We start from the raw sequence: 20,193 nt of genomic DNA, 5'->3' as shown, positions 1-20,193 counted from the left end.
TTTTTCAAATTTATATTCAAAGTAAAGAAAAAACCTGCATTAATAACAATCCAATTTACGCTTAACGGGCATCGAGGAAAATAGCTTCAGGACTGCTGGTCAGATCTGCAAACAGCGAAGGTGCAATATTCCCTGTTCCGGCATAATTGAAAACAAGAATTTTGCGCCTTGCCTTTTCAGCAATATAGATCAGATTTTTGCCTTCTCTATCGTCCCAGGCCACATCAACCGGATTTCCAAGTCCGGTAAGGGCACCCTTTATTGTTTTTGCAGGGACAACTACAGAACCTGAAGAAGTAAACTTTGAACCTGCGTCTGTAATGATATGAATAGACCCATCAGAATCAAAGCCTGCTGCACTTGCTTCGGCAATATCAGTCAGGATAAGAACATCCCTCGAAGATGAATAGGTAATACCATGAAGCCGTGTAGCACCACTTACTGTAATTTTCTTTGTCGGCTGGATTGGTCCTACTGCCAATGCTGAGGCATTTTCAAATAATTGAACTTCAACCCTGTTATGATCAATCACCACAAAAAGCCGATCATTATCAAGATGAATTCCCCAGGGCTGTCCATTGAGCTTTAACTTCTTATCAGCCAGAACAATATCCTTGAGAGTGCTTACACTACTATATACATAAATTGCACTATCGATATTACTGGATATATATAACATATCCCTGGAACGGTCGAAAGCTATTTCACGCGCACTCAACAAACCTTCATGTACGAAGGAACTCTTAATCACCAGGCTTCCGTCTGTGTTTACCTTAAAAGTTTTAATATTTTTATTTAACCTGCTAACCTGAAATACAACACCGGAATAGGGATCAAACAGAATACCATTACCGTCAGGTAATTGGGAATTAAATTTATATGGTTCGGCAAATTTTGCCTGATCGGCCGGATCAAAGATTAAGGTACTGTTTACTGCCGCATCAATATCGGCATTTGAAACATACAATCTTGATACCGTACTTTTGGGCATTGCCTCGTTCTCATCTTTCATGCAGGAAGAAAAGATGAGTGTTGAAAGAATACAGAAGATTGTAAAAAACAGGATTCTTGATTTCATATTGAGTTCCAAAGTTAAGAGTTGAAACGAATATATACTCAAGCTATTTTTGAGATGGTAAAATCTTTAATTAAAATAAGCTCCTGATGGGCAGGAGCTTATTTAAACTAACCAATTATAAACCTGTTGAATAAGGTTTGCTGTAAGGGAAGGAGTCGAACCTTCACGAAGCAGTTATTTCCCGGTTAAGGTATTTCCCAAATCTTCGCCACCGAGACGAGGAGGTGTGTCTGCCAAATTTCACCACCCTACAATGTGTAAACAATCAATTCCCGATTGCTTAGTACGAATGTAAACATTCTCCATTTATTACAAATATTTTAATAAACTATTTTAATTTTTACATAAACAATAATTATATTGCGTAAATATTAATATTTCTATAATTAAAAATGGAAAATAGAAGCCAAAATTTCGAACTTGACAATCTGGACACACAGATATTATGCATATTAATGGAAGATGCCACTATTCCTTATACTGAAATTGCTAAAAAATTGATCGTTTCGGGTGGAACTATTCATGTCAGGATGAAAAAAATGCAGGATTTGGGGGTTATAAAAGGTTCTCATCTGATCATTGATCCCCAAAAAATTGGCTATGATATCTGTGCATTTTTGGGTATCTATCTCGAAAAGGGATCTCAATATAAAGATGCGGTTGAAAATCTAAGGAAAATCAAAGAAGTGGTAGAACTACATTACACTACCGGTTCGTATAGTATGTTTGCCAAGATCATCTGCAGGGATACCAATCATTTAAGACAAGTACTTAACGAAGATATACAAGGTGTTAAGGGGATTCAACGGACCGAGACCCTGATTTCACTGGAGGAAAGTATTAAACGTCAGATCACACTTTAATAATACTGAAGAATAAAAGAGCCCTCCCGGAATTATTCCCGGAGGGCTCTTTTGTATATTTTATTTGCGTTTATGCTTCTTTATATAGAACACTTTTTACGGCAGCAACTACACGCTCTGCATTTGGAAGTGCTTCATTGATCAACGTTGGTGCATAAGGAAGTGGAACGTCAGCACATGCAACTCTCAAAACCGGTGCATCCAGATAATCAAATGCATCTTTCTGAACTTTGAAAGCAACTTCAGTAGCAATTGAGCCCAGAGGCCATGCTTCTTCAACAAAAACCATACGATTGGTTTTCTTTACTGAATTAATGACTGTATCATAATCGATCGGGCGAATAGTACGCAAATCGATCACTTCGGCATTTATCCCTTCCTTATTTAATTCTTCAATGGCAGGCATAACCACTCTCGAAAGCATTTTTCCATACGTCACAATGGTTACATCTGTACCTTCTTTAACTATATTAGCCTTGCCTATCGGCAGATAATATTCTTCCTCAGGGACCTCTCCCTTATCACCATACATCACTTCCGATTCCATGAATATCACAGGATCAGGATCCAGAATAGCTTGCTTCAATAACCCTTTTGCATCGTATGGAGTTGATGGAACAACAACTTTTAATCCAGGGCAGTTTGCATACCAACTGTCAAAGTTCTGAGAATGCTGAGCACCCAGCTGACCTGCGTTTCCCGTTGGACCACGGAAAACAATCGGACAGGCAAACTGTCCACCACTCATACTAAGTATTTTTGCTGCTCCATTTATAACCTGATCAATTGCAACAAGGGAGAAATTAAAGGTCATGAACTCGACAATAGGATTTAGTCCGTTCATTGCAGCACCAATACTGATTCCGGTGAAACCTAATTCAGCGATAGGAGTATCAATAACCCGCTTGGCACCAAACTCTTCGAGCATTCCCTGGCTTACTTTATAAGCGCCGTTATATTCTGCAACTTCTTCACCCATTAAAAAAATCTTTTCGTTCTTACGCATTTCTTCATTTAATGCTTCACGAAGTGCCTCTCTGAATTGTATTTCTCTCATGTGTAAAATCAATTTTTGGAACGCAAATATAAGTTTAATGTTTGAAAACCAAACTGAATTGGAAGGCTGGGATTGGCAATGTTACAAATACCTGTCAAACAATACAATTTAACATATGCCAGCGATGCCAAAGAGCACCTGAAATTTCCAAATAGTTCAATAATATGATGAAAGAATTGTCTCTTAACCAAAATATTGAACCATCCAGTACTAATTAAAAAAATCAGTCCCAGACATATCGTTCATCATATTCCACATGATTCTCTATTAAAATAGACCTGAATTCTTCCTGAAATGTTTTTTTATGGTGATGCTCATGTTGATTGGCGATGTATCGGGTTACCACATCTACTCCCTTATAATTTACAGAAAATGCACCATAACCATTCTGCCAGTAAAAATTCTTAAGAGATTCATCTTTGGTTTTCATCCATTTTGATGAATGTGATTTGAGTTCTTCAAGCAATTTCATCAGAGCAATTTTCTTGGAAAGCATGCACAGAATATGAATATGATCTGTATATCCGCCAATTTTTACAGGAAAACATTCCAGATTATAACAAATCCCCCATAAATATCGATGCAACTCATCCTCAAAAGGGGGCTTAATTAAAGGCTCCCTGTATTTAGTACTGAATACAATATGGAGGTAATTTTTTACGAGCGACTGTCCCATTTAATTACGGTTAAATCTCAATTTAATGGATTACACTTTAATCACGCCCCTTCAGGGCTGTTTGTGCTAATCTATTTATTTAACGGTTTATATTTCGGGCAGAGCTTTGCAATGCCCTGTAGATATACCGCCCCTTCAGGGCTAATATTTACCTGGTCAAAATGGCATTCTGCGATTAGAGGGAATTCCTTCAAGCCCTGAAAGGGCGAAATACTATCAACGAAGGGTGAAGCCCTGAGTAGAAACGAAGGATAAAGCCCTGAGTAGAAGCACAGGTCAAAGCCATGAGAAGAGTCAGTAATGTCCTGAAATATACATTCAAAAACAGCGCCCTACCTTCGACAAATCCCGTTAAACGAACAGTATTTACAATGATCAGTATTCACAGTTTGCCTGAATGGTACTGAGCTGTCGAATAACTCATTGAGTTTTTCTGTTAATTTTTGTGCAAACTGATCTTTTAGACCGGCCAGATTCTCATCTGTCAGAATTAGACCATCTCTTCCTTTCTCGGAAAACAGAGTTCCCATTTTAAAATCCTTTACCGTATAAAGATGCGGCTCAACATGGCTTACATTTCTGGCTTTCTCATACACAAGGGTGTAAAAAAGTGTTTGCAACAGGGCTTTATTCTGATCTTTACCATTATCATCAAACAAACCTTCAAAATCATTATACTTCAACTGATCTTTGCCGGTTTTATAATCAACAATTCGGGTCTTATTTCTATGAATATCCACCCTGTCAATGATACCCATTAACCTTACCTGTTCTTCCCTGCCCTCTACTTCAATGGAAAACAGGGGGGTATAAGCATCTCTGTCCTCAAGCTCCTTTATAACAAACGGAGCAATTTGCTCATCATGCCGCAATACTTTCAAAGCATACTGCTCAATTACCTTAACGATGATCTGCTGCAAGGCACTTTGCAAAAATTCATAATCCTGATCAAGATTAAGCTCTTTGGTCATAGCCGCTTTAGACATAGCCGGAAGCAGTTTTTCACGTTGCCTGATGTAGTCGGCGGTCACTTCTTTCCCTATCGAATCGCGATAAAAACTTTCCATCACCGTATGCAGCATTGTACCAACAGTATGCGGCCCGATCTCATCCGGCAAATCCTTTGGCTCTGCCAGGCCCGCTATTTTGCCGAAGAAAAACTTCAGCGAACAGCTTATATAATCTGTAAATGCCGAGGCAGAGATCTTTTTATCGTATTTGCTTTCAGAATTCCGTTTTAAATAGGTCCGAAGTTTATCCAGCACCGGACCAGTCTTGCTTACTTCTATACTTTGCGGGGCTGAAGTATCTACAGGCTGATTCTGTTGTAAAACATGCCTGAACTTACAGGATGTTTCAAATTCAAGTTGTTTTATAAACCTGCTTTCCTCTCCGCCACCTCCAACCTTGTCATCAGTAATACCGACATAAATCAGGGTAACTTTCTTAGCACAGTGCAGGAGTCGATAAAAGAAATAGGCAAAAATGGAGTTCTGGTTTTCCAGAACAGGTAAGGCGAAAGCTCTTCTGACATTATCCGGGATAAAGGATGGGGTAATACTTACCTTGGGAAGTACGCCTTCATTCATCCCGAGTACTATTAATTCATCGAAATCAAGACAACGGCTTTCGAGCAAACCCATGACCTGCAATCCTGATAAAGGCTCTCCATCAAAAGGAACCGTGAGTCCTGTCAAAGCCCTTCTGATCGTTCTAAGTACAAATCCTGCTGTTATCTCGGGTATTGCCCCGGTATTCCCAAGCTCTGCAAAACTATCTGAGAGTACATTCAGAGTTTTAACTGCCTCGGCCATCAGCAAACTTTCCAGTTTACGCAGATCAGCAATCTGTTCTGAAACCAGTAAAAGTAAGCTGCCCAAATTCCTGATAGAATCGGCAGGACTTTCAAAGGGACTGAATGTAAGCGCGTCAATTTTACTGGTGCTTCTCAGATCCTGAAGTTTAAATCTGGCCTTCTTTTCTTCAATAATCTCTTTATGTATTTTATCTCTCAATTCAATATCAGTGGCAAGCAAAGGATTGAATATATAAGTCAGAACTTTAGGATAAGCAAGGGAAACCTTATCTCCTGAGGCTATTTCTTCCTGAATATCCAGCCAGAGATCACATAATCCGAATACTGCCGACTGTTCAAAGGGATAACCCATTGTAATATTCAGACTCTCATCATCCACTGTTTGAAGTACCGGAAGCAAGAGGCTCTCATCGGCAAGGATAATCGCTTTTGAAGCAGGGTCATTCTTATCCGTACCCCCCGGGAGCAATTCAGCAAGCAATTTACCCTGAGCTATTTTACCCAAAGCCTGAATTATTGTAAATTCTTTTGTGGGATCATCAATCCGGTTTTCGGTAATCGAAAACTGATTTTCGAGACCCACAGTATTGATATTCCTCCTGATAAAATGTCCGGCTTCCTGGATATTATCTGAAAAATAGTGCTCGTCGGCATCAAAATAGAATGAGCAGCGACCTTCATCCTGCCATGATCTGAACAATATTTCCTCTGCTCTTGATAAGGCATTAAAGCCTACAAAGGCAACATGGCTGAATTCATTTAAAAACTCAGGATCAGAGTCCTTTCCTTCAGCAAGGTTTCGGTACATTTTAGCACTGCTAACCAGCCCCTGCTCAGCAAGTCTTGCATGGAAATTATGGTAGAGATTTGGCATCCTATGCCACATTTCAATAAATTTCTCCTGAACCTTGTTCTGCTTTTCCTGAGAAAATGATGACCAGAAACTCTCCATAAAGGCAAGTTGCTCCTCCTCAAAATTCGGAAACTGCTGTTCCAGTTCGGCGATACTGCCTATCAGATTAAAGACCTTTACCGGATCGGCCATGTAATAATCAATCTGAGAAAAATCAGAAACAATTATCTCGGCCAAAGGATAAAAGACATCGGCACTTACAGGTTCTTTGCCTTCCCTTTTTAACAAAAAATTGTATTCAGAATAGAGTACAAAGAACTGCTTTAACTGAGATGCACAAACCAGACTAGTTGATTCAGAGAAAAACTGCTGGATTGTATAAAAGCGGGGACTCCAGATTGGCTTGCCACTAATCTCAGCCAGGTACTTCCGCAAAAATAATTGAGGTCGTTTATTATTGAATACAATTGCAACATCCTGAAGATCTTTACCGAAGCGGTTCAAAAGATCTTCTGCAACCCGGTACAGAAACTTATCCGATGATTTGTTCTCCATGATCAGACTTTCTGCAGTTTACGATCCTGTGCATACCATAAATAAGCATCCACTTGATCAAATTCACCCATTTTCATCAGATTATCGCGATAAAGGCTGATATCTGCAATATATTTATTGTTTTGTGCCCCGAATTTAAAATCCAATAGAACTGCGCGATCTTCAAAAACAAACAATTTATCCGGCCTTTTTACAGTACCTGAATCAATGATCATATCCTTTTCACTGATAACCGATCTGGCGGTTTTGAACCAGTGCTTTATTTCTTCCTGAAGTAAAACATCCCCTACAGCCTGTCTGATCTCTTCCCTTTCTGATTCCCTGATGAGACCCTCCTGAACCTTTTCAGAAATGAGTTTATCCAGATCTTCGGTACCGCTTAAAATTTCCAGTAATTTATGCATCACAATTCCCTTGCGCTGTTTCGCATTAAACCAGGAATCCTCTTTCATGCTGTTTCGCTTGAATCGCTCGGTAAGCTGTTCATTCACATGATATTTATGAATTCTTAAAGATTCATGTTCTGAACCTGCATCAGCATCCGGAATCAGATCCGGAAGCTCGCCCATAAAATAATGAGTATCATCTGATTCAAATTGCAGATTCCCGGTTGTACCATTCTCAAATAAACCAGAAAGAATTGATTGCATATTCTTCACCGTACTTTCCTTCCCATCCTTCTTCTTAACTGGAACATTCGGGCAGATCAGACATAAATAATCTTTTGCCCTGGTTGTTGCCACATACATGGTATTTATCACATCCATATAACCCAGCATGACTTCCTCAAAATAATTCTGAGCAAAAACAGTAGATGCCAATCCTTTACCAAGGTCTACAGGAAAAGATCTAAACTGCTCAAAACCAGCAGGTTTAGCATCAGCCCATAAAAGATTTCTTTGTTGTCCATTAGAGGATTTAGCAAAACCCCAGCTAAGAAAAGGCACAATCACCGCTTTGAATTCAAGGCCTTTCGATTTATGGATAGTCATAACCTGAACTGCATCCTGACTCTCTGAAGAGGGTAATGCCTTCCCCGAGCCCTCATTATCCCACCATTCCAAAAATGGGCCGATTCCCTGATCTCCGGCAGCTGCGAACACAGCCACCTGATCCCTGAAGGCTAGAAGAAAAGGAATCAGATAGTCAGAATCAGTATTTCCAAGCCCGTAAATTTTAATCAGCTTCTCTGTCAATTCACCCAGGGGCAGTTGCTTGAATGAATTCAGATCGGTGCATAATTCGATGGGCAATATATCTACCATTGAACTGAGATTGCCGGAAGCCATATTCATCCAATGACTACTGTCTATTCCAATCAGAATATTATCAGGCTTTTGAATCTGAGCCCAGAGCCGCGCGCATTCAGCCTTAAAAATTCCACTCTCCGATTCCCTGACAATCAATAATCGGAATGTTGAGATTAATAAAGCAATTGCCGGATTATTCATAATCTTCAATGCCTCACCGGATATTACCTGAAAGGATTTACCTGCTGCTTCAGTCAGGGAGTCCTGATTGGCTCTCTGAAAAATACAATCAAGAATCTCTACGGCTTCACGATTTGACCGCACCAGAATACCAATATCCCTCATTGAGACACCCTGCTTTAAAAGCTCAGAAAGTTTTTCGATTGTATATTCTGATGCTTCAGACTGCTCCTCCTCATCTTCCTGCTCATCAAGTGAAAAAGACTTTGTTTGCTTTGTAAAGAATTTTACTTCGATTTTTCCGCCGGGCAGGGTTTTATCTGTTATTTCCTGATGACTACCCTCATAAGCTTTGACAATCATATTGCCATTCTCTATTTCCCATGAATCATGCAGGTATTCCGGTGCCGTTTCATAAAAAACATCATTCAGGTTTTGCTGCAAGATAGCTGGCAGGCTACTGTATAGAAAATTATTAAATCGGATGATATTTTCAGCACTTCTGCGATTGTACATCAGATTCTCTTCAGCCACATTATCCTCAAGCAGATCCCTTTTCAAATTACTATGCAGAATCCTCCAGTCGCCGTTTCTCCAGCGATAGATCGATTGCTTTACATCCCCAACAACCAGGTGTGCCGAATGTGCCCCCTGCGTGCCTTCCGCAATTGCATTTTTGAGGAGGGGTAAAAAATTCATCCATTGAAAAGTACTGGTATCCTGAAACTCATCGAAAAGGAAATGTTTAAACTTATTGCCGGTTTTCTCCCATATAAATGAGGGATTATCTGCATCAGAACCTGTAATTCCCTTCAAAAGCTGCTGAGCATCTGAGATCAGCAAAGCCCTTTTTTCTGAACGGTAATCTTTCAAAAGATCTGCCATTCGCTGCATCAAACGGAGATATGAGCTGTTCTTATTGATTGCCAGATAGGTATTATAGATTTCTATGCCTTCATCAAAATAGGCAATCAGCTGAGCCAAAAGTGGATTAATCTGCACATACAAGTGCTCTACCGGGCTGGAATCTTTCAAAGCATTGTTGGGCCATTGATCAAAATTATTGAGCAATTTTCGTAGTGTTTCAACCCTTGTAAATTCTCCTTGAATTATTTTATTCAACTTTAATAGTGGATTGTTTGTCTTCCCACCCAAATCTTTCGATTCAATCCCTGATGCATCAAAAAGTTCTTTAATTCTGTTGGTACGTTCAATGATCTCTTCACCGAAGGTTTTAATGCCCTTTTTTATCTGATTGCGAAGTGCATTGAATTCCTTTGTCTGTTCAATCCCCATAGCCTGCATAGCCTCCTGAAAGGGATAGTAGCGTTCCTTAAATATTTCATTGGCGAGTTCTTTTAAGGCCCGGTTGTAATCCCAGTCATAACCATCACTGATACGATCAATGGCAAGGCCGGTCACCCATTCCAGTAGTTCAGGATCTTTTTCAAGCTGAAGATTCAATGCCACAACAAGCTCATCTTTCACTTTTTCCTGATTCATTTCAAGCTTATAGCCGCTATCGATGTTTAGCTCAAATGCAAAACTTCTGATCAACTGTTGCACAAAACCATCGATGGTACTGACAGAAAATCGGCTATAATCATGCAGAATGCCCGCATATATTTCTGAGGCTCCTGTCCTTACCTCCTGATCACTCAAGTCAGGATAATTTTCTTTGAGGATAGTACTAAATTTCGATTTTTCATACCCATGACGGGCAAGTTCTTCAAGCGCACCGAGAATACGCTCCTTCATCTCGGCTGTGGCCTTATTTGTAAAAGTAACAGCCAGAATTTCACGGTATTTGCCTTTCCCGCTAAAGAGCAAAACCAGGTAATGTGCTGTCAGGGCAAAAGTTTTACCTGAGCCCGCTGATGCACGAACTAATTTCAGGGCTTTATGCACAGACATGTTTGGATCTGGTTTTAATGTTATTGAAAGCTGGCTTTTGATTCATAGAATCATAAAAATATTGATTTTATTCCTCAATCAGGTATTCTATCCCCTTAATCAAATCAATAAAAAAGCCGGCATAGCAAGCCGGCTTCAAATAATATTAATAGGCTATCCTGGTTCAAATGAAAACAAAAAACTATTTCTGAGTTATTCCGGCACCATTTTTAAACCCCGGACTAACAGCCACCGGTAATTTTCCGCCAGCTTTCAGCTCACCCGTAATCACTCTTGATGCAGCCCTTTGTGCTTCCTCAGAATTCTGATAATTGACAATCAGGGTTTTTGCCTTTTCAATCCCGGGAAGTCCTGTAATGGCATAGGGATTCGCAAAGAGCGTAAACATACTATTCATTCCTGCTATATCAGCAATCAGTGTTTTGAGACCGGCATTGTAATCCAGAACAGCTCCCGGACGTCTTCGCGTATCATGAATACTAACGATAATCTGATCAAAAGTCTGCAGCTCTGCCCTGACATTATTAACATCGCTATCCGAAGCATCTTTGGGTAATAAAAATAACATGGAATTTGGCAATAAGGGCTTCATAATATTTTGAAAAGTCGTCAAGCCTGGCGCTCCCATACTCACCATGGCGGTTTTTTTGCTTAAGTCCAGATTTTTGATCTGTGCATCACCATTCAAAATCGTTACGGCAGCATCAGCCAATTGCTGATTAAGTTGCCTGGATTCGGGGCGATTCAGATCAGAAATGATATTTTCAGGGTTTACAAACTGTTTATTCGATAGCCCGGACCAATATTTGGCCAGAAGAACCTTTCTTACACTTGTATTGATGCGTTCCCAGCTCAGTTGTTTGGATTTTATCGCCTGACGTACCAGTTTTACCGCTCTTTTCGAATTACCGGAGAGCTCAATGACATCGAGTCCGGCAATCAGACCCAATACATCACTTTCACCTTCAGGAAAAAACTTTGCCACCCCTTTCATTTCCATTGCATCTGAGAAAATAATACCCTTAAATCCAAGATCCTCTTTCAATAGGCCTGTCACAATTGGACGGGAAAGTGTGGAGGGTAAATTAGGGGTATTATCCAGAACCGGGATATTCATATGTGCAACCATGATACCGGAAGCCCCTTCTTTGATCAGTTCCCTGAAAGGGTATAATTCCAATGAATCAAGACGCTCACGGCTGAAAGGTAATTGAGGAAGGTCATGATGCGAATCCACATCGGTATCGCCATGACCCGGGAAATGCTTGACACTTACCAGAACATTATGATCCTGCAGCCCTTTCATATAGGCCGAAACCTTTGCCGCAACATTGTACTTATCATCGCCGAATGATCGGATTCCAATAACCGGATTCTTTGGGTTATTATTGATATCAGCCACCGGGGCGAAGTTCACCTGCATGCCGATACGTTTAAAATCCATCGCAACCTGCTTACCCATCTCATAGATCAGACTATTATCCTGAATTGCTCCGAGTGTGAGCTGATAGGGATAGGATACTGTACTGTCGAGCCTCATCCCCAAACCCCATTCTGCATCCATCGCTATCAATAAAGGCACTTTCGACACAGTCTGATAACGGTTGGTTAATACAGCCTGCCGGACAGGACCTCCCTGAAAAAATACGAGTCCGCCGATACGTTCCTTTCTGATCAACTTTGCAATAGAATCTTCGAATGCCTTACCCTTATCGGTATGGGCTCTGACCATAAATAGCTGGGCGATCCGTTCACGTTTGCTTAATTTTTTAAAAACAACGTCTACCCAGTCATTAGGGTTATCTATTGAACTTATAAATGAACTTTGAGATTGGGCAATACTGATCAGTGGATTTATCAGTAAGACAAAAAATACAAGGTGTTTTAAGTTTTTATACATGGGGAATGGAAAATAATTTTGTGAAATTATCAATTAAGAAAGAGAATCAAGCCAAATAGCATGAATAAAAAAGTTATGCCAAGGCTTAAACAGACGCTGAAAAGCCATATTGAAAGTTTATCTGTCAATCGCTTGCTTAGGAATCTATGCAGGATATATATTCCGGCTATATTCAGAAATATGAAAATCAAGCCTGCCCAGGCTATTATTTCGGTAATTATCATAAAATGTCCGATAAAAAATACAATTGAACTTAATCCAAAACAAATTTGCCAAAGGAATGGGTTTGATTAGATACATTCCTACCCAATAGAGACCTTATTTCACTAAATATTACAGCTTGGCATCATTATTTCTTAAGCAGACCTATAAATAAATAAACATCATTATGAAAAAGGTATTAATTTTAGCTATAGGTGTACTGTTCGCAGGAGCTGCAGAAGCACAAACATTTGGTATTAAAGGAGGTGTTAACTTTTCCAATATCATCAAAACAAATGACAGGAATTTCGATACACAATTTAAACCAGGTTTGAACGCCGGATTATTTGTAGATATTCCAGTAGTTGATGGGCTGGCATTTTCTCCGGAACTTATGTTCTCACAAAAAGGGTATAAGAACACAGGAACAAGTTTGCTGGGTGCAGCAACTGAATATTCAGTAACTACTAACTTTATTGAAATTCCAATTCTGGCCAAGATCAGTGCAGCTGATAAATTCAGTATTTACGTAGGTCCGCAGGTTTCATTTCTTGCATCCACAAAAGAGAAATTTACACGTGGAGATGCAACTTATCAGAATACAATCAGAAATGAAAACGAAAATCTGAAGAAAAGCCTTGTTGGTGGTGTTATTGGATTAGGTGTTGGTCTTACTGATCAATTGAGCTTACAGGGACGTTATGCACTTGACTTCCAGAAGAATAATGAAAATGGATCAAGTGAAACACCAATTTACAAGAATCAGGTAATTCAAACCAGTTTGGCTTATCGTTTTAAATAATTAAGACCAGCCCCAGATTGAACAGGGACTAATTTTAATGAACAAAAAATGCCCCGGAATGATCCGGGGCATTTTTTGTTTTATTGAATTCCTAAATAGGATTAACGCTCGTTAATAATAATCTCAGAGATCATCCAACCCTTATTGGATTTTTTAAATTTCAGGTTAAACCTGTAGGAACCTGCAATATCCACACGGTTTCCGTTAATGTTCCCGACACCTTCTACATCAAAATCAGCAGATCCTCCGGCATCAGCTCCATCTACTCTAAATGCCTTGTTCAATGCAGCAGATTTGCTGATATCATAAATACCTTCAGTAAAAGTATAGACAATAGCTGCTCTGTCAAGAGTACTTCCTGAAGGTTCATACATTTTACAGGTTTCGCTCAAATTGGAAACGATCCATTGTTTATCTTTTTTTACAATGGCGACCGCAAAGCTATCTACCAGACTTTTGAGCTGATCTTCATCACCTGTCTTTGCAACAACAGCATGCAGTTCTGATAGCGAAAACGCTACAAAAAGCATCAGAATAAATTTCTTCAATGGACTATCGATTATAAATTTTTGGTGATTTCAGGTGACATTGGTGTAACCGCAGAGCGGAAACGACGGATCAGATTTCCATCCTCATCAATCAGGAATTTTTCAAAATTCCATTTGATATCGCCTGTAAAATCAGGATTTGCGGCGGTTGTCAGGTGCTTAAACAGCGGACTGATATCATCACCTTTTACACTGCTTTTTTCAGCCAAAGGGAAAGTTACTCCAAAATTCTTCTGGCAAAACTCCTTGATATTTAAGTTTTCACCCGGCTCCTGACCGCCGAAATTGTTTGCAGGAAAACCAATTACCACAAGTTTATCCTTGTAGGTATCGGCAAGTTTCTGAAGATCAGCATATTGCTTCGTATAACCGCATTTCGATGCAGTATTAACAATTAAGACTTTCTTACCTTTATATTTTTTCAGGTCAAGATTCTTGCCATCAATATTCTGAACCTTAAAGGTATATATTGAAGGAGGTGCTGTAATGAACATTGCGAGTACTAAGAGTAGTGTTTTCATAATCTAAATTTAAAGTATAAAAACTGAATATTTATCAAAAGATTTTGTGAGGGGATAAAACTAACAATTATCTGACAATAAGAGCATTAAGTTTAGGTTTTTCAAAAATCTTTAAGCTCTTCGGGATGTTCCGCAGGGCATCCCGAATATCAGATAATGTGGGTTTCAAACCCACAGCCACCTGCCTGCAAGTATTTTAAACAACCCAGTATAAAATTTACGAAATAGCCCTATTAAGGATTATTCTGGATTAGAAAATAATTATCATGTTGTTTGTTACGCTACTTTGGATTTAAAATCCAAAGTATCTGTGTGCACGACATGCCCTGCGGAACATGTCGTATAGCAGCCAGCAACATAATAAAACCCTTTGTCAAACAGAATTCACTAAAAGAAATTATTTTGGCGGCAATTCCACCAATACGAATTGAGAACTGCTTTCACTTGTATTCTTTATAGAAAAAGATTGTCTCCTTCTGATCACAAAAAATCTTCCGGGTTTAAGGGTTTGATGCCCGGTTTTTCCATTATGTCTTATTTCCAATGTGGAGGGATTTAGGGAGATCAAAACCAGGGATTGCTTTTTATTTTTTGTTTTAAAATCATTTCCTTTTAAAAGATTTAGCCGGTAAGCCCTTACCCAATTCGTGTCAATTTCCAATTTAAGGTTTGGTAAGATCAATGGCTTTTGATCAAAAGTCGCCCTTTTCATTAATAGTTCCACGTCCATAACATGAAAAGTATCTTTATCTGCGTTCCATACACGATGGGTACGGTTATTTGGCGGCGCTAAATTTTCAAATCGAATTTCTCCTGCTCTGGATTTACCGGCTACAGGTAATTCTCCCTGCACCTGCGAACCGGTAACTGTGTTTGAAAGTCTTATAAAAAAGGATGGAGTAGTATGCATGTGATATAAAGAGGTGTCGCCAGGAGGTACCAGAACATTCAGGATCCGTATTTCTTTATTTTGAAAAACCGGCCGATGGCGGGGCTCTTCGTGCACAAGAATCTGTGCCTGTAAAGCATTGAGGTTACTTGTCAAAACAAGAAAGAATAATATGCTTCGGAAACTCAATTTGAAATATATCATTCTTTGTAAGTTAATTTTCTGTTTAGGTGACACCTGGTATCAATAGGTTAGTTTTATTAATTCCAAATACCATTCATCTCAGTCAGAATCAATGGTTTTCCGTCTGTAACAACAATTGTATGTTCATGCTGAGCCATAAAGCCTCCTTTATTTCCTACCATTGTCCAACCGTCATTCAGGGTTTCGGCAAATGTTGAGCTTGTTGAAATAAATGTTTCAATGGCAACAACAGAATTCTTCTTAAATCTTGCAGGGTTAAAACGGTCTCTGTAATTCGCTATTTCACCAGGTTCTTCGTGAAGGCTTCTTCCTATTCCGTGTCCCGTGAGGTTTTTTATCACTTTATACCCATATTTTTTGGCTTCGGTTTCCATCAAATGTCCGATGTCTGAAATTCGAACCCCGCCTTTTATATTGAATATGGCCTTATGTAAAATCTGCTTGGAGGCATTTATCAATTTTTGGTGTTGGTTAATATCTTCGCCAATGACAAATGAGCCTCCGTTGTCGGACCAAAAACCATTGAGCTCTGCCGAAACATCAATATTCACCAAATCGCCCTCTTTAAGTATTCTTTTGTCGGATGGAATACCATGACAAAACTCATTATTCACACTGATGCAGGTGCAGCCCGGAAATTGATAAGTTAAAAATGGAGCAGATTTTGCACCAAAATCTGATAGTATTGCTGCTCCATAGTTATCCAATTGCTTTGTGCTCATACCGGCTTGAGCATAGTTTCTCATTTCCATCAGGGTGAAAGCTACAGCCTCACTTGCCTTTTGCATCCCGATCAATTCCTCTTCTTTTGATATTGACATATTTGTTTTATTGCTTGGTTCAGGTCATTTTCATTCCATGTGAATGATGAAGAACCTCTCGTTCTTAATCGAATCTAAGCCTTTAGGCACGAATTATCAAATTGGAAATCATGCTTGAACCTCTTTGGGATTATAAAGTCCCAACAAGACATACATAACTTTAAAATAATGGTTGAATTATGACACTTTGGATTAGAAATCCAAATCATCTATGTATTCGACATGCCCTGCGGAACATGTCGAACAGCGAAAAGCTCATTTGTTCCCCTGAAGTTTATGATGAAGTGGAATTTGGGTTATTTTTATCAAAAATCCGCCGGAAAGGTTCCAGATTTTGGCCTATAAAATCCTCCGGGAACTCTTCCTCATCAGGCAATCCTACCGCCAGGTTTTCATCATTTGATGGCCAATAATTGGTGCGGAAAATAAAATCCCAAACACTCAGTGTAATTCCATAATTAAAACCGTTAGGATGGCTTGGGGGAAGGTGTTTGGCATGGTGCCAAAGGTGCATCTGCGGACCGTTAAAAAGATATTTGAATTTTCCCAGCGGGATATTCAGATTAGCATGCCCCAGCTGACCTGCCACCAGGGTAAAAATATGGACGATGAAGAAGTCGCTGATGCCAAATCCTATCATCGCTAAGGGAATATATTCAAGTGTGCGATAAATAATGTTTTCCATCCAATGGTAGCGGAGTAAGGCAGCAAAACCCATTTTTTTGGTGCTATGATGCACTTTATGGAACTCCCACATCCAGTTAACATGGTGATACATGCGGTGAATATTCCACTGCATAAAATCGCGTAAAACAAAAATAATGAGCAATTGCGCCCATCCCGGTAGGTTTCCAACCTGAATGGCAACAAGATTATTTATGCCAAATAAGCCTAAAAAATCGTTAAAAGCCTGCACGGCGACCATCGACAGGGCATTGTAGACCAGGAGGGAAAAGAGAAAGTAATTCCAAAAAAGGTAAAAGATATCAAGCCAGAAATGATCACGGATGAGGGCCTGGTTTTTGCGCCATGGAAAGGCTATTTCAGCCAAATAAATAAGCACTGAGGCAGCGATCAGCCAGTAAAAATAGTTATGCCAGCCCGGATTTAGAATTTCATTGAAAAAGTAATTTGCATAGCCTGTATAGCCATCTATTATTACTTTGAAATACTTTTCCACGCTGCAAAGATTGAAATTTTTGTTTGGAAATTATGCAATGATCCTTTTGGTATTATAAAGACTCTACAAGAGGTAGATAACTCTACAATAATGGCTGAATAATGAGCCTTTGGATTAGAAATCAAAATTATCTATGTATTCGACATAACCTGCGGAGCATGTCGAACAGCTGATGTCGAACGTTTTGCGGCTTGGTGAAGGGCGGGATTTTTAGCACTAAAGTTCACACGAAGCACAAATGTTTGAACTTGCACAATTGTTTCTACGAAAAACGTCAGCCCGCCTTTTGCCAAACCGCTGTTGTGTGTAGTTATTGGTCGGTACTAATTTCGTCCATTTCCATTCTGCATTCTGATGCTTGTTCCTTTCCATCTGGACAACAATGTCCCCAAATAGGGCAACGACTCTCCTCCATTTCTAGGTTTTTTTCGTCTGGAGTATCATCTGGAACCCCTTCATCTAATATTCCTTGAAGGAAAGCCTTTTCGTCAGGAGTTTTATCATTATAAGCACCTTTCTCAAATTGTTCTTTAATAAAGGCTTGGTGTTCAGTTTTTTCAGACTTAGTTATTGGGGGCAATGGCATATATTCAATGCAATGCTCCCACCAACATGAAGAATGTTGTAAATGCCAAGAATGATTTGGTTGAAAAATTGGAACATAACCCATATGATAAGGTAAATTCCTTGAGAGGCACAAATACGTTATAAAGCAGTCCTGCCAAAAATCTAAGTTTACCAAAACAAATTCAACTGGAGAATACATGTATTTTTTTTCAGGGTCGGTATTCTTTTCTACAAATTTCTTTTCAAGTAATTCCTCTATTATTTGTTCGCTTGAAGATAAATCTTCCGTTTCGAAGTCAAATGGATATCCAAAGCGCTTTATCGCACCGAGAGCATTTAGTTGGTCATTCGATAATTGCAATAGAGTTGAATATTTTTCCTCTAGTAAATTTGAACCTTCTAATTGCTCTAGTTGGTTTCCCCATTTTAAAATGTCATCATACAAGACCCCATCTTTACTCCCCTCTTGAAGTTGCATTTTATTAAAATAAAATGAAGTTAGTTTTCCGTGGATTTTAAATCTATAATCAGATTGCAATAGGTTTTTTGCAACTTCTTTAATTGAGTCGTGAATATGCAATTCTTCATTTTTATAAGAAATTAAATGATTGAAATGAAGGTTGTGTAAAAGATATTTTGGTTTAGTATTTGCTTCTAAAATAAAAGCAATTTCATCTTCTAATATTTCACCATCTAGAAGGGATAATTTCATAAGGAACTCTTTGTCTCTATCTGATAATTGAATAATTGATTTTTCAATTATCCAGTCTCTTGTCGTCTCAATTGTTTGGGTGCCAATCAGTGAAAGTTCGTCAGCAGAAATAGATTTATTGCCGATTAGTTGTTTTAAAAAAAAGATTGACATTGGGTGTCCACCAACCGCCTTGTAAAATTTATGTATTTCTTCTTCACTTAATTTATCATTTAATGTATTTAGTATTATTTCAGTGTCCTCGAGAGTAAATCCATTTAAATAATATTCAGAAAAATTATTATTCTTTACGTCAAAGTCTGTATAGCTGTTTATTCTTTTTGTAGAAGTAATAATTATCTTACCTAATAATTTCTTCTTCAAAGAAATTTCTACCAATTGCTCTACAAAAGTATAAACGTCAGAATTACCTGAATTTATAGAGTCAAACACAACAGTAATATCTATTTTTACTAAAACCTTTATAAGCGCTGGAACTCTTTCTGATATATCCAGACTTTGGAGTTGTTTTGCTTCATAGTCATAACCTCTTGAATAAAGTAGTGAAGTGACAAGGAAAAGAACATAATCTATGGATGTCCAACGGTTTATTTTTATCCAACAAGTTGAATCAGGACTTGCTTCTTGAACAGTTTTTGTTGAAATCCAAGTTTTACCAATTCCGTTTATTCCATAGATAATTAATTTATTTGTTTTTATTAGTTCAGCTAAAATTGTTTTTACTTCTATTTCCCGACCTTGAAACTCCCCAATTTCTGGAGTATCAAACCATGGCTTTTGTCTAATAAAAAGACCTGCATTTTCAAAATCACTCTTGATACGGTCTATTCCGATATTCTGTGCTTCCCTTGCATAATCAAAAAGTAATTTCCAAAGTAATGAGTAGCACGTATGTATTGGGCTCTTTACTTCGAATGGGGGTTGAGATAAAATTTCTATAATTTTTGCTTTTAAATTTTTAGCGGGGTCTCTATCATCATCTGAAGAATAAAAACGAGTAAGCAATGTGGTTCTTTTAAAGATGCTTTTTAGGTTCTCTAACGACTCTCCTTCAGGCAAGAAAGTTTTTAGTAAAATTTCATCTATTTCCTCTTGAGTTTCTAGGTTAGATTTAAGTTTCTTAACTTCTGCATTAGCAGTTCCATCTGTTATAAAGTAATATTTTGTCGCTCCCTTGTCTTTAGAAATGAATTTTTGAAAAATCTCTTTAAGGTCGCCTGGTGTCCAGTGATGACCTTCGCCTCTTTTCTTTAATTGATGATATTCTTCAAAGTCTGCGCCAATAATATTGAAGTCCTCTTCTTCCTCCTCTAAACTCTCAAACATTAATGAGTGTATAGAATTAGTGTCTTTCAAAATCTCTAATGTCTTAAGAAGAGAATATGAAATTTGATAGTCAAAACCTTTTATGTTTTCTGGTCCACTCATGTTAATATATAATTTCACACAACTTATAGCTTGCTGCAACCCTATCCTCCTTTAAACGAATCTACCCCTTTATACCTTGAATATCAACATATAACCCTCTTCAAATAAAAAAGCCCCACCATTTCCGGCAGGGCTTCAAATATTATTCAGAACGATAGCTGGATTGCTTTCTTATCGC

14 protein-coding genes are annotated in these 20,193 nt (G+C 38.6%); 2 read left to right on the top strand and 12 right to left on the bottom strand.

Features of this window, described 5'->3' with window-relative positions; all coding sequences use genetic code 11:
- Positions 1–61: 61 nt before the first annotated feature.
- The gene (locus Q8S11_RS05045; protein WP_305660982.1) at positions 62–1,078 is read right to left on the bottom strand and encodes a hypothetical protein; all 1,017 of its coding nucleotides are present in this window, start codon (positions 1,076–1,078) and stop codon (positions 62–64) included.
- A 392-nt stretch (positions 1,079–1,470) separates the two neighbouring features.
- On the opposite strand from Q8S11_RS05045, the gene Q8S11_RS05040 reads away from it, so the two are divergent.
- Positions 1,471–1,941 carry an Lrp/AsnC ligand binding domain-containing protein gene (locus Q8S11_RS05040; protein ID WP_305660981.1) on the top strand — a complete coding sequence of 157 codons (471 nt, stop codon included), beginning with the start codon at positions 1,471–1,473 and terminating at the stop codon, positions 1,939–1,941.
- Positions 1,942–2,011: 70 nt separating this feature from the next.
- Here Q8S11_RS05040 and Q8S11_RS05035 read toward each other — a convergent pair whose 3' ends face one another.
- The 5 genes from Q8S11_RS05035 to Q8S11_RS05015 all read right to left on the bottom strand — a co-directional run bounded on the left by Q8S11_RS05035 (position 2,012) and on the right by Q8S11_RS05015 (position 12,142).
- Positions 2,012–2,998 carry a pyruvate dehydrogenase complex E1 component subunit beta gene (locus Q8S11_RS05035; RefSeq protein WP_305660980.1) on the bottom strand — a complete coding sequence of 329 codons (987 nt, stop codon included), beginning with the start codon at positions 2,996–2,998 and terminating at the stop codon, positions 2,012–2,014.
- Between the two features lie 223 nt (positions 2,999–3,221).
- On the bottom strand, positions 3,222–3,674 hold the full coding sequence (tnpA, locus tag Q8S11_RS05030) for an IS200/IS605 family transposase (RefSeq protein WP_305660979.1): 453 nt from the start codon (positions 3,672–3,674) through the stop codon (positions 3,222–3,224).
- A gap of 332 nt (positions 3,675–4,006) precedes the next feature.
- Positions 4,007–6,898 carry a PD-(D/E)XK nuclease family protein gene (locus tag Q8S11_RS05025; protein WP_305660978.1) on the bottom strand — a complete coding sequence of 964 codons (2,892 nt, stop codon included), beginning with the start codon at positions 6,896–6,898 and terminating at the stop codon, positions 4,007–4,009.
- A gap of 2 nt (positions 6,899–6,900) precedes the next feature.
- Positions 6,901–10,242: an exodeoxyribonuclease V subunit beta gene (locus Q8S11_RS05020; protein ID WP_305660977.1), complete on the bottom strand. Its 3,342-nt coding sequence runs from the start codon at positions 10,240–10,242 to the stop codon at positions 6,901–6,903.
- A gap of 181 nt (positions 10,243–10,423) precedes the next feature.
- Positions 10,424–12,142: a glycoside hydrolase family 3 protein gene (locus tag Q8S11_RS05015; protein WP_305660976.1), complete on the bottom strand. Its 1,719-nt coding sequence runs from the start codon at positions 12,140–12,142 to the stop codon at positions 10,424–10,426.
- Positions 12,143–12,530: 388 nt separating this feature from the next.
- Here Q8S11_RS05015 and Q8S11_RS05010 point away from each other — a divergent pair, with 388 nt between their 5' ends.
- Positions 12,531–13,145, top strand: a complete 615-nt coding sequence (locus Q8S11_RS05010; RefSeq protein WP_305660975.1) for a porin family protein — start codon at positions 12,531–12,533, stop codon at positions 13,143–13,145.
- A gap of 101 nt (positions 13,146–13,246) precedes the next feature.
- Here the strand turns inward: Q8S11_RS05010 and Q8S11_RS05005 are convergent, their stop codons facing one another.
- The 6 genes from Q8S11_RS05005 to Q8S11_RS04980 form a co-directional block, all read right to left on the bottom strand.
- Positions 13,247–13,693 (bottom strand): nuclear transport factor 2 family protein, encoded by a 447-nt coding sequence (locus tag Q8S11_RS05005; RefSeq protein WP_305660974.1) that lies wholly within the window; start codon positions 13,691–13,693, stop codon positions 13,247–13,249.
- An 11-nt stretch (positions 13,694–13,704) separates the two neighbouring features.
- Positions 13,705–14,214, bottom strand: a complete 510-nt coding sequence (locus tag Q8S11_RS05000; RefSeq protein WP_305660973.1) for a glutathione peroxidase — start codon at positions 14,212–14,214, stop codon at positions 13,705–13,707.
- A 397-nt stretch (positions 14,215–14,611) separates the two neighbouring features.
- Positions 14,612–15,307: a hypothetical protein gene (locus Q8S11_RS04995; protein WP_305660972.1), complete on the bottom strand. Its 696-nt coding sequence runs from the start codon at positions 15,305–15,307 to the stop codon at positions 14,612–14,614.
- A 56-nt stretch (positions 15,308–15,363) separates the two neighbouring features.
- A complete protein-coding gene (gene map / locus Q8S11_RS04990; protein ID WP_305660971.1) occupies positions 15,364–16,128 on the bottom strand; it encodes a type I methionyl aminopeptidase in 765 nt (254 codons plus the stop codon).
- A gap of 274 nt (positions 16,129–16,402) precedes the next feature.
- On the bottom strand, positions 16,403–17,308 hold the full coding sequence (locus tag Q8S11_RS04985; protein WP_305660970.1) for a sterol desaturase family protein: 906 nt from the start codon (positions 17,306–17,308) through the stop codon (positions 16,403–16,405).
- A 310-nt stretch (positions 17,309–17,618) separates the two neighbouring features.
- On the bottom strand, positions 17,619–20,015 hold the full coding sequence (locus Q8S11_RS04980; protein ID WP_305660969.1) for a dsDNA nuclease domain-containing protein: 2,397 nt from the start codon (positions 20,013–20,015) through the stop codon (positions 17,619–17,621).
- Positions 20,016–20,193 lie beyond the last annotated feature (178 nt).

This window comes from Daejeonella sp., assembly GCF_030695525.1.
Lineage (GTDB): Bacteria > Bacteroidota > Bacteroidia > Sphingobacteriales > Sphingobacteriaceae > Daejeonella.
This window is presented reverse-complemented; position numbering and strand designations above follow the sequence as displayed.